Raw genomic sequence first — 16,760 nt, forward strand, 5'->3', positions numbered from 1 at the left:
CCCCTTCAAATAAAGTTTGTTAGAGACCACCCTATTATTGGAATATATAACCTAGAAAGATTTGTGCTATTCTGCTTACTTCGTTTCTGTTATAATAGTCTTATGACTAGAATTTTAGATAACGAACTTATGGGTGATGAGGAATTTGCAGAACGCACACTTCGTCCGCAGTATTTACAGGAATATATTGGTCAGGATAAGGTTAAAGACCAGCTGAAGATCTTCATCAAAGCAGCTAAACAACGTGATGAGGCTTTGGATCATGTCCTTTTATTTGGTCCTCCTGGCCTTGGTAAGACCACCATGGCTTTTGTTATTGCCAATGAATTGGGGGTTAATCTTAAGCAAACCAGCGGTCCAGCTATTGAAAAAGCTGGTGATTTGGTTGCTGTTTTAAATGATTTAGAGCCTGGGGATGTTCTTTTTATTGATGAAATTCATCGGCTGCCTATGGCTGTTGAGGAAGTTCTTTATAGTGCCATGGAAGATTTTTATATTGACATTATGATTGGTGCAGGAGAAACTTCTCGCAGCGTGCATTTGGATTTGCCGCCTTTTACTTTAATTGGGGCGACAACACGGGCAGGTATGTTGTCAAATCCTTTGCGGGCGCGTTTTGGGATTACAGGTCATATGGAATATTATACAGATATCGATTTAACTGAAATTGTTGAGCGAACAGCGGATATTTTTGAGATGACCATTACCCATCAAGCTGCGTTAGAATTAGCACGGCGTTCCCGTGGGACTCCGCGTATTGCTAACCGACTCTTAAAACGTGTCCGAGATTATGCCCAAATTATGGGAGATGGTCTTATTGATGATAAAATAACAGATAAAGCTTTGACCATGCTTGATGTTGATCATGAAGGCCTTGATTATGTTGATCAGAAGATCCTTAAGACGATGATTGAGATGTACCATGGCGGGCCTGTTGGTCTGGGGACTCTGTCAGTTAATATTGCCGAGGAACGTGAGACCGTTGAAGACATGTATGAGCCCTATCTTATTCAAAAAGGATTTATCATACGGACTCGCAGTGGACGTGTAGCCACTGCCAAAGCTTATGAACATTTGGGTTATCGTTACACAGAATAACAGTAGTCATTCTGACAAGAAAAGTTAAAGGAATAGCATGAAGAAAATTTGTTTTGTTTGTTTGGGTAATATCTGCCGCAGTCCTATGGCTGAATTTGTGATGAGAGAGGCAGCATCCGATGCGAGTCTAGAGATTGCCAGCCGGGCAACGTCAGGCTGGGAACATGGAAATCCTATTCATCGCGGAACGCAAGGGATTTTTAGAAAATATAAAATTGCTTACGATTCCTCTAAGAGATCTCAACGAATTAGTTTGGCTGATTTTGCTTACTTTGATTGGATCATTGGAATGGACGAGACTAATGTCTGTGATCTCAAAAGGTTATCTCAAGGACAATTTGATGATAAAATCTTTCTTTTTATTGATGGTGGTGTACCGGATCCTTACTATACCGGAGACTTCGAAGAAACTTATCATCTGGTCGAAAAGGGCTGTCAAACTTGGTTGAAAAAAATTAAATAGTACATCTTGTTATATTTTCAAATTGTAGTAAAATGACATATATGATAAGAAAAATTGAAGGAATATGATGAGAAAAATACAGATAACGAGAGAAAAATTAGAGCTGTTAGCAGTTATTGTCATCCTTGTATGTGGTTTATCTGTTTTCACCCTTAAATTTGGTAGCAAAGCAACCTTAACTTATGAAGGTGGTAAGATTAACTATACAGGCTATGTTCTCAATCATCGAATGAATGGTCAAGGGAAACTAACTTATCCTAATGGTGATGTTTATGAGGGGCATTTTGTTAATGGTATTTTCAACGGTCATGGCCGCTTTAAGTCTAGCATGGGCTGGTCTTATGTTGGCGAGTTTAAAAAAGGACAAGCAGATGGTCATGGGAAATTAACGGCTAAGGACAAAAAAATTTATAAAGGGACATTTAAGCAAGGGATTTATCAAAAATGAGAATAAAATGGTTTTCTTTTGTTAGAGTTACAGGGCTGCTTTTGGTGCTGCTTTATCATTTTTTCCAACGAGCTTTTCCGGGCGGCTTTATAGGAGTAGACGTTTTCTTTACCTTTTCGGGTTATTTGATTACAGCTCTACTGATTGATGAATTTGCCAGAAATAAGATGATTGATCTTTTGGGCTTTCTAAGGCGGCGCTTCTATCGCATTGTACCGCCTGTTGTCATTATGGTTTTGGTCGTTCTGCCTTTTACTTTTTTAATTAGGAAGGATTTTGTGGCAGATATTGGCCGCCAAATTGCTTCTGTTCTAGGTTTTACAACTAACCTTTATGAAATTTTTACTGGCAGCAGTTACGAAAGCCAATTCATCCCCCACCTTTTTGTTCATACTTGGAGCCTAGCTATTGAAGTGCATTTTTACCTTTTTTGGGGGATTCTTGTCTGGTTCTTATCAAAAAAGGTTAAAGATCCTACGCAATTTCGCGGCCTTATCTTTTTGATTTCAGTTGGTTTATTTTTGCTGAGCTTCTTTACTATGTTTGCGCGTGCCTTTTTTGTTAATAGTTTTTCGACGATTTATTTTTCAACTTTGTCACATATTTTTCCTTTCTTTTTAGGAGCCATTTTTGCAACGATGTCAGGAATTAGTGAGACAACGAAACGCTTTAAGAAAAATGTGCAGCTCTGGCAGACCAAACGCGTTGTCTTTTTCATGGTTGGCAGTGCAGCCTTGTTATTTCTGTTGGGATTTATTCTTGACTTTAATAATATAATCACTTATTTATTTGGTTTTGCTTTAGCCAGTCTATTCACGGCTGTAATGGTTTATTCCAGCCGTGTCTTAAATGACCAAACGCCACATTTGCAAGAACCTGCTTTTGTTACTTATTTAGCTGATATCAGTTATGGTGTTTACCTTTTTCACTGGCCTTTTTATATTATCTTTGGGCAATTAATGAATAACTGGTTGGCTGTCATTTTTACGGTTCTTTTCTCTCTTACCTTTGCAACGATTTCTTATTATGTTGTTGAACCTTATATTGCAGGAAAGCAAGCTGTTTTGTTTGGGCTGGCTGTTCCTATTGAGCATTACAAAAAATGGTTCTACAGTTTGGCTGGTTTATTAACCGTTGTGACTTTAGGTATTGCCTTTACGGCACCAAGTGTCGGCTCTTTTGAAACAGGACTTTTAGTTGATGCGCTCAACCAAGCTGATAATAATATGAATCGGACACATACGCTGGCTGCTGGAGACGCAAGTGCTATTAGTGATATCACTGTTATTGGTGACTCAGTTGCTTTGCGCTCAAGTACTGCTTTTTCTGAACTTCTGCCGGAAGCTCAGGTAGATGCGGCAGTTAGCCGTAATTTTGGGAATGCCTATGATATTTTTAAAAATCATATTGATAATAGTACATTATCAAAAACAGTTGTTTTAGCGGTTGGAGTTAATTCGGTTGAAGGTTACAAAGATAATATTCAACAATTCATTGATAATCTCCCGGATGGACATCGACTTATTATTGTGACTCCTTATAATACTAAAGATGAACGTATTCCAGATGTTCGTGATTACGAATTAGATTTAGCAAAGAAATATCAGTTTGTCACGATAGCTGATTGGTATCAAGCAGCTGTGGCACATCCTGAAATTTGGACAGAATCTGATGGTGTTCACTATAATGACAGCAGTGATGAAGGTGCTAAACTTTATGTCGAAACTATAAAAAAAGCCATTCAGACATCTGCAAAGCAGCCTGCTAAGGGTGAAAAACAACCCTAGCCATAGTCTTTAGAGGGGAGGTCTTGACTTAAATCGAAGCGCGAGATAAAGAAGAAAGTTGAGATTTTTTTCGTTGTTTTGAGTGTCTTGTGCTGATTGGATCGACGAAATTGATTTTAGATTTATAGGTGCTTTTAAGTTACTAAAGATGTTAGAAGTAATAACATTAAAAAATTGATAAAAAAGAGCCTGAATTCAGTTTACAAGAGCTCGCTTCTGCGTTATAATTGTGGTGACATAAGATGTGAGGAATGGAGGATATGGCATGTCTGCTTTGTTTTATGATACCTTAGCAGCAATTTGGATTTCTATTGCTGGCGTGGATGCTCGTTGGGGTCATTAATATTTTGTGAAGGTTGGGACAAAAGTGTTCCGACCTTTTTATTGTGCGGTGGTATTAGTTTGATGCAGCGATTGATTGAACTTTTTGCCTCTTAGTTTTTAGACTTAAACCTTCAATAGTTCAGGAAACGATGTGTTTATCTAATCCCATGAACGTCCGATCATGTTGATACCTAATCCAATTTGCGAAAGGCGAGACAACAAAATCAACATCGCAGTTTCATTGCGATTTACCATTACCGATTTTTGACTCATTTTCTTTTTTAAATAAATATGAGCAAATTGTCTGATAATTATGGTATAATGCTTAAAAAACTATCTATAAAAAGAGGATGAATCATGACATTAGTGTATCAATCAACCCGTGATGAAAATAATAAAGTAAGCGCCAGTCAGGCTATTTTGCAAGGCTTAGCAAGAGATGGCGGTCTTTTTACGCCGACATCTTATCCACAAGTTGATTTGGATTTTGACCAGCTTAAAACGGCTTCCTACCAAGAAGTTGCCAAGTTGGTTTTATCAGCTTTTTTGGATGATTTTACAGAAGCAGAATTGGATTATTGTATTGCTAATGCCTATGATGCTAAGTTTGATACACCGGTCATTGCGCCTTTAGTTAAACTTAATGGCCAATATAATCTTGAACTTTTTCATGGTTCAACTATTGCCTTTAAGGATATGGCGCTTTCGATTTTGCCTTATCTTTTAACAACGTCAGCTAAAAAGCAAGGCATTAATAACAAGATCGTTATTTTAACAGCGACATCTGGAGATACTGGTAAGGCAGCTATGGCAGGCTTTGCGGATGTTCCGGGGACAGAAATTATTGTCTTTTATCCTAATGGTGGTGTCAGTAAGATTCAAGAATTACAAATGACGACACAGGTAGGAGATAATACACATGTTGTTGCTATTGAAGGAAACTTTGATGATGCTCAGACAAATGTCAAAAAGATGTTCAACGATAGTGACCTGCGAGCAAAACTTTTAGAGCACGGTGCCCAATTTTCATCGGCAAACTCTATGAATGTCGGACGTTTAGTGCCACAAGTGGTTTACTACGTTTATGCTTATGCCCAGTTGCTTAAGTCAGGTGACATTAAAAACGGTGATAGGGTTAACTTTACAGTACCAACAGGAAATTTTGGAAATATTTTGGCTGCTTATTATGCACGTCAAATTGGTGTGCCAATTGGCAAACTTATCTGTGCTTCAAATGAAAATAATGTTTTGACTGACTTCTTTAAAACAGGGACTTATGATAAGAAAAGAGAATTTCGTGTAACAACCAGTCCCTCAATGGACATTCTTGTTTCATCTAATTTGGAACGCCTTATTTTTCATCTTTTGGGAAATGATTCTGTTAAAACAAAAGAACTCATGCAGGCTTTGATTGAAAAGGGTGAGTATACTTTAGAAAAAGCTGATAAAGCTATTTTAGATTTATTTGCTGCGGGATTTGCGACCGAAGAAGAGACAGCCGCTGAGATTAAACGTGTTTATACCGCTTCGCGTTATATTGAAGATCCGCATACAGCAGTTGCTTCGGCTGTTTACCATGCTTATAGGAAATCTAGTGGTGATCAAAGCCCAACTGTAATAGCTTCAACAGCTAGCCCTTATAAATTTCCGCGTGTCGTTGTTTCTGCAGTCGGAGGTAAAGATCCAAAAGATGATTTTGCAGCTGTACGTGAGCTGAGTCGTTTATCAGGTGTATCAGTGCCAAGGGCAGTTGATGGCCTTGAAACTGCTGAAGTTCGTCATCGAAAGGTTGTCGCGACAGCTGATATGCAAAAAGCAGTAGAGTCATATTTAGGAATTTAACAGGAGGCTGGAACAAAAGTGTTCCGACCTTTTTATTGTGTAGTGGTTTTCGTTTAACGCAGTAGTTGATTGGGATTTTTGCTTCTTGGTTTTTAGTATTAGTTCACTAAACTGTTGGGGTTTATCTAGTCCCATGAAGCTCAGTTTGTATTAATGCCTAATCCATTTTGCGAAAGGTAGGACGATAAAATCAATATCGCTTTTTATTATGATTTACTTATTTTTTATAGGTAATCTTATGGATTTGGATTTACACTATTTTATGGATAGTTACACAGCAATCATAGAAGTCTGTCCTATCCTCTCATTTATAGGAAGGAAGATAAAGAAGGTTAATGCTTGAATGTGTGATGGAGAAAAAGTTTTAATTGCTTTGCTGAAAATACAGCAAAGACTGCTTTTTTTCTATTGCTTGAAAATTCAATAACATATGAAAAACCTTTATACATAATCAAGATGAATCAAAGAAAGAAAATTGTTCAACTTGCTTTACCAGCTATGGCAGAGAATTTACTGCAAATGCTAATGGGAGTTGTTGATAACTATTTAGTGGCTCAGATTGGCTTAGTTGCTGTATCTGGTGTTTCGGTTGCTAATAATATTATTACGATTTATCAGGCCATTTTTATTGCACTTGGGGCGGCAGTATCTAGTTTAGTGGCTAAAAGTTTAGGTGAAGATAACCAAGCCAGAGTGAGGTTTTATCAGTCTGAGTCCGTTGCTATTACATTAATGCTGAGTGTAGTGTTAGGGTTTATATCTTTTGTTTTTGGTAGCAATATGCTTCATCTTTTAGGAACAACAGATAGTGTCACACAGGCAGGAGGAATTTATTTAGCTATTGTTGGCGGTTTAGTTGTCAGTCTTGGCTTACAAACGACGCTGGGTGCTATTTTGAGAGCACAAGGGAAAGCACGTTTGCCCATGTATGTCAGTTTACTAACCAATATTGTTAATGTTATTTTAGCAACTACAGCTATTTATATTGGACATTGGGGAATTGTTGGAGTTGCGGCAGCAACAGTCCTTTCACGTTTTCTTGGAACCTTCGTTTTAGCTTGTCAATTACCAATTAAAGCTATTTTGAGGTCAATGAGAATTAAAATTGACAAGGCCTTCCTAGCTATTGCTTTGCCTTCAGCTGGTGAGCGTTTAATGATGCGAGCAGGTGATGTTGTTATTATTGCTATTATCGTTAAATTTGGGACAGCTGCGGTAGCTGGAAATGCTATTGGTGAGACCCTGACACAGTTTAATTATATGCCGGGAATGGGGGTTGCCACAGCAACAGTTATCTTAGTGGCCCATAATTTAGGGCAAGGAAAAAAGAAGGTCATTAAGGAAGTCGTTAGAGAATCTTATATTATTTCTACCGTATTTATGCTGTTAGTAGGAGCATGCATCTTTTTTGGAGGTAGGCAGCTAACCTATCTTTTTACAGAAAATAAGGCAGCTCTTCAGGCGAGCTTAGTTGTGTTGTTTTATTCTTTTATAGGGGGGCTAGCAACATCAGGAACTCTGGTTTTCACAGCAGTTTGGCAAGGTCTAGGAAAAGCTAAATTGACTTTCTATGCAACGACGGTTGGTATGTGGTTGATTCGGATTGTGTTAGGTTATTATTTAGGTGTTAGTTTAAATCTTGGTTTAGCGGGTGTTTGGTTAGCAACCTTAGCTGATAATGTTTTTAGATGGCTGTTTCTCTATTGCTTGTATAGAAAGTATATGCAGGGATTCAATAATAACCTATCCAGTTCATAACAGCCAGCGATAAGGCTTAAGTAAGAAAGTTGGAACAAAAGTGCTTCGACTTTTTTATTATGCAGTGGTTGATTGAAAATATTTATCTAATTTCATAAATGTCGCTTCGTGTCAATACCTAATCAACTTTAGGTAAAACAACACAATTGATATCATAATTTCATGATGATTTTCCCTCTTTTTTGACTATTTTTCTAGAAAGCAAGGTAACAGAAAGAAAAGGGTGATAGTCTTATTAAATTTTGCTTCTTAAAAGAAAGATAGAGAAAAGTCCGAACATTATCATTGTATTTAATATAGAACTTTCAGCTTTTTTATGCTAAAATAAAAAAACGTAGAAGATATTTGGAGGCTAATATGAAGGCGATTATTACAGTGGTTGGAAAAGATAGGACTGGAATTGTAGCAGGTGTGTCAACTAAAATTGCAGAGTTAGGTCTTAACATTGATGATATTACACAGACTGTTTTAGATGAGTATTTTACGATGATGGCAGTCGTATCTTCTCAAGGAAGTCAGGATTTTGCACAGCTTAGGAAAGAGTTTGAAGCTTTCGGTGAGACCTTGAATGTCAAAATTAACATTCAAAGTTCAGCTATTTTTGACGCTATGCATAACTTGTAAGAATAGGAGTTCTAGTCTGATGGATATTAAACAGGTTACCGAAACGATTGCAATGATTGAAGAGCAGAATTTTGATGTTCGGACAATTACCATGGGAATTTCGCTTCTTGATTGTATTGATTCGAATATTGAAAAAGCAGCTGAAAAGGTTTATCACAAAATTGTAACCAAAGCTGGCAAGTTGGTTCAAGTGGGGGACGATATTTCAGCAGAACTCGGTATTCCAATTGTTAATAAGCGTGTATCGGTTACACCGATTTCAGTTATTGGTGCAGCAACAGATGCGACGGATTATGTGCCCTTAGCTAAGGCGCTTGACCGTGCGGCAAAAGAGATTGGAGTGAATTTTATCGGTGGTTTTTCTGCTTTAGTACAAAAAGGCTATCAAAAAGGGGATGAAATTCTTATTAATTCGATCCCAAAAGCTCTTGCTGAAACGGACTTTGTCTGTTCATCTGTTAATATTGGTTCAACCAAGTCGGGAATCAACATGACAGCTGTCCGCGATATGGGACGCATTATTAAAGAGACCTCAGCGGCTTCAGAAATGGGACCGGCAAAATTGGTTGTTTTTGCCAATGCAGTAGAAGATAATCCTTTTATGGCAGGAGCCTTTCACGGTGTTGGGGAAGCAGATGTTGTCATCAATGTTGGTGTTTCTGGACCGGGTGTTGTCAAGCGTGCCTTAGAAAAGGTTCGCGGTCAAAGTTTTGATGTGGTGGCTGAGACTGTTAAGAAAACGGCTTTTAAAATTACCCGTATTGGTCAGTTAGTCGGTAGCTTGGCTAGTGAACGTCTTGGTGTCAAATTTGGTATTGTGGATTTATCTCTTGCACCGACACCGGCTGTCGGAGATTCTGTAGCTCGTGTTCTTGAAGAAATGGGGCTGGAAACCATCGGAACTCATGGGACAACAGCGGCCTTGGCACTCCTCAATGATCAGGTTAAAAAAGGCGGTGTTATGGCTTGTAATCAGGTCGGTGGTCTCTCGGGTGCTTTTATTCCGGTTTCCGAAGATGAGGGGATGATTGCTGCTGTGCAGGAGGGGGCTCTTAATCTGGAAAAATTAGAAGCCATGACAGCTATCTGCTCGGTTGGTCTTGACATGATTGCCATCCCGGCAAATACACCAGATACGACGATTGCAGCCATGATTGCAGACGAAGCGGCTATCGGTGTTATCAATCAAAAAACAACAGCTGTTCGTATTATTCCTAAAGGTAAAGAGGGGGATATGATTGAATTTGGCGGTTTACTCGGTTATGCTCCTGTCATGCCGGTTAATAAAAAATCATCTGCAGACTTTATTGCGCGTGGCGGACAGATTCCGGCACCTATTCATAGCTTTAAAAATTAAGTAGAGCACTTGCAAGTCTTTTGCAAGTGTTTTCTTTTAATGTTATAATATAGGCTAGATTGGGAGAGAAAAATGGCAGAAACAAGACTCTATATAGCTAGACACGGAAAGACAATGTTTAATACAATTGGCCGTGCTCAAGGTTGGAGTGATACTCCTCTTACACAAGCGGGTGAAGAAGGGATACGGGAATTGGGAATTGGTTTAAGGGAAGCCTGTATCCCTTTTAAAGCCGCTTTTTCCAGTGACAGCGGCAGAACCATGCAAACAATGGAGATTATCCTTCGTGAAACGAATAATGAGAATTTGCCTTATGTACGAGATAAACGGATTCGAGAATGGTGCTTTGGGAGTCTCGATGGAGGATATGATGGGGATCTTTTCCAAGGTGTCTTGCCTCGAACAGCAGCTTTTAATACTGGCAAATCCTTTGAAGAAGTGACTTACCCTGAATTAGCAGCTAGTATCGTTGAAGTGGACACAGCTAATTGGGCTGAACCTTGGCAGATTCTTAGCAAGCGTATTTATGATGGTTTTGAAGCTATGGCACAAACAGTTGAACAATCTGGAGGCGGAAATGCTATTATAGTCAGCCATGGAATGACTATTGGTACTTTTATGTGGCTGATAGATCATAAGCAGGAAAAAGCGGCTATTGATAATGGCAGTGTTTCTGTTGTTTCCTATAAAGATAATACGTTTTCTATTGAAACGATTGCAGATATGTCTTATCGTCATCAAGGAAGAAAAATTTTGGAAGATATTTATGAAGAAAAATTCTAGTTTATTAACAATTGTGCTGCAAATAGGTATTATCTTTGTTTTCATTTTGGGCATTTATCTTTTTTTACATAAAGGTAAACAAGGGGCACAAGAAAATACGGTAGGGAATAAAACGCAGCAAGCTGCTGAGACAAAAAAGAGCAAACAAACAGCAGGCTTACCAAATGTTTCAGCAAATGATTGGGAGTTAGTTTTGGTTAATCGTGATCATATCACTGCTGAAATGAACCCTGATGTAACTGATATTGATGGTGTTAAGGTGGATTCTCGCATTGCAGAAAATACAAGGAAATTTTTAGCAGCTGCGCAAGAAATTGACTCCAGTGAACATTTGATATCAGGCTATCGTAGTGTTGCCTATCAAGAAGAACTCTATAATAATTATATAGCTCAAGAAAAAGCCAACAATCCCAGCCTTAGCCAAGAGGAGGCGCAAAAACAGGTTCAAACCTATTCTCAGCCGCCGGGTTCTAGTGAACACCAAACGGGACTGGCTATTGATATGAGTACAGTTGACAGTCTTAATCAAAGTGACGCTAATGTCGTTGCTAAGGTTGCTGCCATTGCGCCTAAATATGGTTTTGTCCTTCGTTTTCCTGAAGGTAAAAAGGATGCTACGGGTATTGATTATGAGGACTGGCACTATCGCTATGTTGGTGTTAAATCTGCTAAGTATATGACCAAACATGATTTAACCTTAGAAGAATATTTAAAAAAATTAAAGGAGAAGTAGCTCATGAGAGCAAGACTCAAATTTAAGTCTTTTGTTGTAATTGTTTTACTTCTTTTGCTGGTGATTTTGCTCCCGATTTTGGCGAGTGGAGGATTGGCCGATGCTAACAAAAAAATGCCAAGTCCTTATAGTCATAAAGAGTTTGTCAAAGAAATTGCTCCAACAGCTCAAAAGTTATCAAAAATCTATGGCGTGAGGAGTTCTATTATTATTGGACAAGCAGCGCTGGATAGTCATTTTGGCAGTACTTTGTTAGCTAGTAAATATCACAATCTTTTTAGCATTGAAGCAAGTCCAGGTCAAGGAGCTGTTCGCTTAAAAAGCCATGAGTACAAGAATGGGCGTTGGCAGGAAGTGACAAATCGCTACCTTGTTTATGAATCTTGGAAAGAATCCCTTTATGATTACATGGCTATTCTACATGGAAATAAAATTTGGGATAAGGCACTGTATACAACGATGATGACTTCTAGTGGTTATAAAACAGTTGCAAGAGCCTTACAAGCAGCTGGTTTTAATAGTGATCCTAACTATGCAGACAAGTTAATAGCTGTTATAGAGGAAAATAATTTAACAGATTATGATAAATAGGTATTCTAAAAAATGGTTGAGTTTATTAGTTTTAGATAAAGATATCTGACTGATGAAACAGCATCGTTTAGAATGCTTTTTTTAATTGTTTTCAAGCTATATTCTTCAACAATCAAAACGATTGTTGTCTTGATACTAACAGCTTCGCTGTCTCCGTTTCCCACTTCAAAGCAAAAGGTTTTACAGATCTTTGAGTTTTCTCTGCTCTCCAATATTGTTTTATAGGTGGTTGTGATATGTGTTTGAGCAGTCAATAATAAGATCTAATGAGACAGTCAGACTTGTCACTAGCGGCTACCATTAATTAATGAGACACTTAGCACCTATTAACTTTGCCGCCTTGCCTAATCTATTTTTTTGATTTTTATTGAGCATTAATGACATCTGTCATATTAAGGAAATGACAATTGCTAGATGGAAGATAGATAGCGATTTGGTATACTGAGGATAAGATAGCGCTTACAACATTTTAAATAAATTTTTGAAACTTAAATACTGACCGACTTAAATAGGAAAGAAATGAGGTATTAAAAATTTTCGAGCAGCCAATTTTTATGGCTGTCTGTTTAATTAGAGTTTGTCAGTTTCATAAATTTGAAAAGGAGAGCAAGGAAATGGAAGAAGAAACAGTTTGTAAAAATTGGTTCATGCGTAAAAGTGGTAAAAGCTGGATTTTTGGCTGTGCCGTCTTTTTTGTGTTAGGTTTGGCAACTGCTTTACCGGTGGCAGCTGAAGAAATAAGTCAAACAACTGCTGCTGATACTGCTGTTACAGAAGTAAGAACAGAAGACAGCAGCCAGACGTCATCTCAAGAAACCGCAGTTACAGAAACGACTCAATCTGAGGAAACTGCTTCAAAACAACTGACAACTCCGGCGGTAGCAGATCAAACTACAGAGCCTACTGATAATGAACCCATCAGTTCCTCTGATGGTGCGAGCAGTCCTTATCAAGTGACTGACACGACAGAACCTCAACAAACTCTCACTCCTGCTGACTCTGAACCTCAAGCAAAGGCGGATGTTCAACAAGCAGCAGCTCCTAAGAAAGAAGAGATCAACCCTGTGACCAATTTAGAAGATATGTCACATGATACGAATGGGACTTGGGAAGTACGAGAAGATGGTATTCATTCTAATGCCATTGGTAAAGGTGATTCTTTCTTGTATTCTCAGTCAAGTGGTAAGAATTTTGTCTATGCAACAGATGTTACTTTTAAACAAAACAGCGGTGCAGCAGCTCTTGTTTTTAGAAGTAACAACGATAGCAATAACAAAAATATGTATGCGGTCAATGTGGATATAGGCGGACACAAGGCTAAATTTTGGCGTTGGGTTGACAATAAAGATATCCAATTAATTGATGAACGTGATGTGGTACCGACAGCTGATAACCGCTATACTCTTAAGGTTTTGGCGGTTAATAACTGGATTTCTTATTATGTCAATGATGTTTTGATGGCTAGCACAGGTGATTATGTCCTTCAAAAAGCTGATAAAGGACAAAACACTGTCATTCCTGAGGGACACTTTGGTCTTTTGAATTGGAATGGCGATATGGTTTTCCAAAATACAAAATTTGCCCTATTGGATGATACAACAGCTCCGTTGATTGATAATATTACAGTAAGGTCTGATAGAGGGAATGTCGAAAAACAAGGGCAATTCTTCTCTGAGGAACCCCTTCATATTCAATATGTTAGCAATGATGCCTCTCAAGTGAGCTTGGATATTGCTAAACATAATCCTGCAGCTACTGTCACAGTAGAAGATAAAACTGGTCGTGTTTACACAGATCCTTCTCATCTTCCAGTTAATGTAGGAGCTAATTATTTCACTGTTAAAAGTACAGTTATTGATTCATTTGGTCGTACAGTAACCTTGACTTATCGTATTAATGTCCACCGTCGGCAAAATGACGAAGTCTATTATAATGAACTTTACCGCGACCAATATCACTATTCTGTAAAAGACGGCTGGGCTAATGATCCTAATGGCTTGGTTTATTACAATGGTGTTTATCATCTCTTCCATCAATTTTACGATGATACGAAATGGGGCCCTATGCACTGGGCGCACGCGACTAGTACGGATTTGATTCACTGGAAAGAAGAGCCAATTGCTTTTTACCCAGATTCAAACGGCTACATGTTCTCGGGCTGTGTAGTGGTTGACGAACATAACAGTTCAGGCTTATTTAAGACGGCTAAGGGTGGTTTAGTTGCGATTATCACAGCTAATGGAAATGGACAGCGCATGGAACTTGCCTATAGTGAAGATGAAGGCAAGACTTGGCAGAAATATGACAGGATTGTAGCCGATTGGTCAAATGACCCATTGCAAAATCAGGATTTTCGTGATCCAAAAGTTTTTCACTGGAATAACCAATGGTTCATGGTACTAGCAGGGGGTCCGCTTCGCATTTATTCTTCTAACAATTTGAAAGATTGGAAAGTGGAGTCTACTTATCCTGATCTTCATACAGAATGTCCAGATATGTATCCAATTGTTGCTAATGATGGTGTGCTTAAATGGGTGTTGTCTCGCGGCGGTCGTTTTTACAAGGTTGGTGATTTCAAACAAGTAGATGGTAAATGGACCTTTATAGCAGATGATGCTTATAAAGATAAGGATCAGGTCATGAACTTCGGTAAAGATTCTTATGCCGCCATGACCTACTATGTACACGATTTTGGTACAGAAACCCGACCAACCATTCCCAAATTAACAGAAGTCAACTGGATGAACACCTGGGAAGATTATTGTAATCTTGTAGCAGATACAGTTGGACAGGACTTTAACGGTACGTTTAATTTAAACCTTGATCTTGGCCTTATCAATGAAAACGGTCAGTACATCTTGACGCAAACGCCTGTTAAGGCCTATGATAGTCTTCGTGATGTGAATACTGCCTTGCATTTCAAAGATGTGACAGTAGACGCTAATAATACTCTTTTGAAGGACTTCAAAGGAGACAGTTATGAAATTGTTTCTCATTTCCGACCAGATGAGAAGACCACAAAAGTAGGCTTCAATCTTCGTGTTGGCAATGGTCAAGCAACGAAAGTGATTTACGACTTGCAGACAGAAACCTTGTCTATTGACCGTAGTCAGTCGGGTACTATCTTATCTGCAGCTTTTGCAAAAGTTAATAGTCAGCATGTGACTAAAAATGCAGATGGCTCCATTGATTTGCATATTTATGTTGATCGTGCCAGTGTTGAAGTCTTTTCCAAAAATAATACAGTGGCTGGTGCTAATCAAATTTTTCCTAATCCAGAAGCTGTAGGTGCCAGTATTATTGTAGAAGGCGGCAAAGCTCAAGCAGATATCTCTGTTTATCAAATGAAAACGATTTGGACAGATAAGAAAGATACGGCAAAACCGGTGGCTATGAACACAACAACTGCGAAAGAGCTAGCCCTTCAAGTTGGTCAAAGTCAGGATCTGCAAGTCTATCTGGCACCAGCAAGTGTTAGGCAAGATGTGGAATGGACGATCAGTGATCCAAGTCTTGTTAGGACAAGTCAAAAAGGTAATGTTCTTCATTTGACCGCTGTGAAAAAAGGAAAGCTTACCATTACAGCAATTTCTAAAGAAAACCCAAGTCTCAGTAAAACCTTTACAATCAGTATCACCTTAAATAATTTCAAGACTAACCTCAAAGGTTTGCAGTCTGTTACTGGTAAGTGGTATGTTGATGATGAAACGCTCTATGATAGTAATACAAGTTCGAATGATTACTATATGGCTTCTCAAAAACCGGGTTTCAAAGAATATGATTACGATATTGATCTCAAATATCAACGTGGTTTAATTAATCTTTTTGTTGCTTCTGGCAATATTGATCCGAGTCAAGCATATTCTGTACAATTTGGTGACAGTGAGACTGTTCGGCTTTACCGTTTTGCTGGTGATACTATTGCAGAAGCTAATATGGGTAAACGAATCAATGATGATCAATACCACCATATTAAAGTCACAAAAACAAAAAATAGTATAATCATATCAGTAGATGGTCAAGAAGTGATGAGTCATAACTTTGATCAGGTGGACTCATACTTTAATGATGCTTATGTAGGTCTCGGTTTGTGGGACGGAGCTGTTGAATTCCAAAACTTCTTTGTAACAGATCATGCGACTACTCCCAAACCAGATTCTGATCCGACACCGCAACCAGATGCACCAGAAGCATTGGCTCAAGAAAGGGAATTGATTGACCCTGCAACTGGCGTCCGTGTCATTCTTCAAAAAGGGGAGCTAGCTTCTATCGTTAGAGTAAAGGTCAGCCATATCGAAACGAATGATGCTCATACACCAGCTGTTCTAAATGCAAAAGACTATGATCTCTTCAATATCACACCTATTGATAAAAATGAGAAAGTTGTTGCTATTACGAAACCAGCGACAGTCTTATTGCCAATTGATGCTGGAAAAGTGGTAGATAAAGTGGTGTATTTACCAAATACGGACAAAGAAGAAAACCTTCCATTTACGATTGTGAGTTTGACAGATAGCAATGGTAAGAAGCAAAGTTATGTTCGCTTTACAGCAGAACACTTTAGTGAATACGGCTTAGTCTATCAAGCAGAAAATCAAACAAACCTTAAGAGTAAAGAAAAGCAAGACAATGTTGCTATTTCTTATCCATTAAATTTAGAACAAGAAGTTAAGGTTTCATCTATTTCACGAAAATATGCTGCAAATAAGACAGCAGATGTCAATAGTGTTCAACAAACAGAACCTTCAGTAATGAGTTCTTCATCTAAAGCAACGCTGCCAGATACTGGTGATCATAAGACAGATTTAAGTCAATTAGGAGTGTTGGCAATGATTGGCTCATTTCTTGTAGAAATAGCTGGCTATTTCAAAAAAAGCAAGGATTGATTAAAGTAAACCTCTAGATTTTGACGCGTCTAGAGGTTTGTTTTTGGCTAACAATAAATAGAGGTG

Annotated in this window: 12 protein-coding genes; all 12 read left to right on the forward strand. The window is 38.4% G+C overall.

Annotated features, from left to right (window positions below; translation table 11 throughout):
- The first annotated feature begins 102 nt into the window (after positions 1-102).
- The 12 genes from ruvB to fruA all read left to right on the forward strand — a co-directional run bounded on the left by ruvB (position 103) and on the right by fruA (position 16,694).
- Positions 103-1,098, forward strand: coding sequence for a Holliday junction branch migration DNA helicase RuvB (ruvB, locus tag FNL60_RS00390; protein ID WP_002263402.1), 996 nt, complete (start codon positions 103-105; stop codon positions 1,096-1,098).
- A 37-nt stretch (positions 1,099-1,135) separates the two neighbouring features.
- Complete coding sequence (locus tag FNL60_RS00395) at positions 1,136-1,561, forward strand: low molecular weight protein-tyrosine-phosphatase (protein ID WP_002264681.1); 426 nt, start codon at positions 1,136-1,138, stop codon at positions 1,559-1,561.
- Between the two features lie 64 nt (positions 1,562-1,625).
- Positions 1,626-2,009, forward strand: coding sequence for an MORN repeat-containing protein (locus tag FNL60_RS00400; RefSeq protein WP_011074470.1), 384 nt, complete (start codon positions 1,626-1,628; stop codon positions 2,007-2,009).
- Positions 2,006-3,796 (forward strand): acyltransferase family protein, encoded by a 1,791-nt coding sequence (locus FNL60_RS00405; protein ID WP_002263405.1) that lies wholly within the window; start codon positions 2,006-2,008, stop codon positions 3,794-3,796. Before FNL60_RS00400 ends, FNL60_RS00405 begins: the two co-directional genes overlap by 4 nt.
- A 681-nt stretch (positions 3,797-4,477) precedes the next feature.
- Positions 4,478-5,962, forward strand: a complete 1,485-nt coding sequence (thrC, locus tag FNL60_RS00420; RefSeq protein ID WP_002269369.1) for a threonine synthase — start codon at positions 4,478-4,480, stop codon at positions 5,960-5,962.
- 456 nt (positions 5,963-6,418) lie between these two features.
- On the forward strand, positions 6,419-7,720 hold the full coding sequence (locus FNL60_RS00430; protein WP_002280100.1) for an MATE family efflux transporter: 1,302 nt from the start codon (positions 6,419-6,421) through the stop codon (positions 7,718-7,720).
- Positions 7,721-8,077: 357 nt separating this feature from the next.
- On the forward strand, positions 8,078-8,344 hold the full coding sequence (locus tag FNL60_RS00435; RefSeq protein ID WP_002264687.1) for an ACT domain-containing protein: 267 nt from the start codon (positions 8,078-8,080) through the stop codon (positions 8,342-8,344).
- A gap of 19 nt (positions 8,345-8,363) precedes the next feature.
- The gene (locus FNL60_RS00440) at positions 8,364-9,701 is read left to right on the forward strand and encodes a PFL family protein (protein WP_002264688.1); all 1,338 of its coding nucleotides are present in this window, start codon (positions 8,364-8,366) and stop codon (positions 9,699-9,701) included.
- 72 nt (positions 9,702-9,773) lie between these two features.
- Positions 9,774-10,484 carry a histidine phosphatase family protein gene (locus FNL60_RS00445; protein WP_002280099.1) on the forward strand — a complete coding sequence of 237 codons (711 nt, stop codon included), beginning with the start codon at positions 9,774-9,776 and terminating at the stop codon, positions 10,482-10,484.
- Positions 10,468-11,217, forward strand: coding sequence for a M15 family metallopeptidase (locus FNL60_RS00450; RefSeq protein WP_002280098.1), 750 nt, complete (start codon positions 10,468-10,470; stop codon positions 11,215-11,217). The genes FNL60_RS00445 and FNL60_RS00450 overlap by 17 nt, the downstream gene beginning before the upstream one ends.
- Positions 11,218-11,220: 3 nt before the next feature.
- Positions 11,221-11,808 carry a glycoside hydrolase family 73 protein gene (locus FNL60_RS00455; protein WP_002263412.1) on the forward strand — a complete coding sequence of 196 codons (588 nt, stop codon included), beginning with the start codon at positions 11,221-11,223 and terminating at the stop codon, positions 11,806-11,808.
- Positions 11,809-12,422: 614 nt separating this feature from the next.
- Positions 12,423-16,694, forward strand: a complete 4,272-nt coding sequence (gene fruA, locus FNL60_RS00465; protein WP_002280097.1) for a fructan beta-fructosidase — start codon at positions 12,423-12,425, stop codon at positions 16,692-16,694.
- Positions 16,695-16,760: the final 66 nt, after the last annotated feature.

Origin of the sequence: Streptococcus mutans (genome assembly GCF_006739205.1) — a bacterium.
GTDB classification, from domain to species: domain Bacteria; phylum Bacillota; class Bacilli; order Lactobacillales; family Streptococcaceae; genus Streptococcus; species Streptococcus mutans.

Excerpts from the sequence above, each read along its gene's own strand:
- ruvB (WP_002263402.1), top strand. The coding sequence starts at position 103 with ATGACTAGAATTTTAGATAACGAACTTATGGGTGATGAGGAATTTGCA.
- FNL60_RS00395 (WP_002264681.1), top strand. The coding sequence starts at position 1,136 with ATGAAGAAAATTTGTTTTGTTTGTTTGGGTAATATCTGCCGCAGTCCT.
- FNL60_RS00400 (WP_011074470.1), top strand. The coding sequence starts at position 1,626 with ATGATGAGAAAAATACAGATAACGAGAGAAAAATTAGAGCTGTTAGCA.
- FNL60_RS00405 (WP_002263405.1), top strand. The coding sequence starts at position 2,006 with ATGAGAATAAAATGGTTTTCTTTTGTTAGAGTTACAGGGCTGCTTTTG.
- thrC (WP_002269369.1), top strand. The coding sequence starts at position 4,478 with ATGACATTAGTGTATCAATCAACCCGTGATGAAAATAATAAAGTAAGC.
- FNL60_RS00430 (WP_002280100.1), top strand. The coding sequence starts at position 6,419 with ATGAATCAAAGAAAGAAAATTGTTCAACTTGCTTTACCAGCTATGGCA.
- FNL60_RS00435 (WP_002264687.1), top strand. The coding sequence starts at position 8,078 with ATGAAGGCGATTATTACAGTGGTTGGAAAAGATAGGACTGGAATTGTA.
- FNL60_RS00440 (WP_002264688.1), top strand. The coding sequence starts at position 8,364 with ATGGATATTAAACAGGTTACCGAAACGATTGCAATGATTGAAGAGCAG.
- FNL60_RS00445 (WP_002280099.1), top strand. The coding sequence starts at position 9,774 with ATGGCAGAAACAAGACTCTATATAGCTAGACACGGAAAGACAATGTTT.
- FNL60_RS00450 (WP_002280098.1), top strand. The coding sequence starts at position 10,468 with ATGAAGAAAAATTCTAGTTTATTAACAATTGTGCTGCAAATAGGTATT.
- FNL60_RS00455 (WP_002263412.1), top strand. The coding sequence starts at position 11,221 with ATGAGAGCAAGACTCAAATTTAAGTCTTTTGTTGTAATTGTTTTACTT.
- fruA (WP_002280097.1), top strand. The coding sequence starts at position 12,423 with ATGGAAGAAGAAACAGTTTGTAAAAATTGGTTCATGCGTAAAAGTGGT.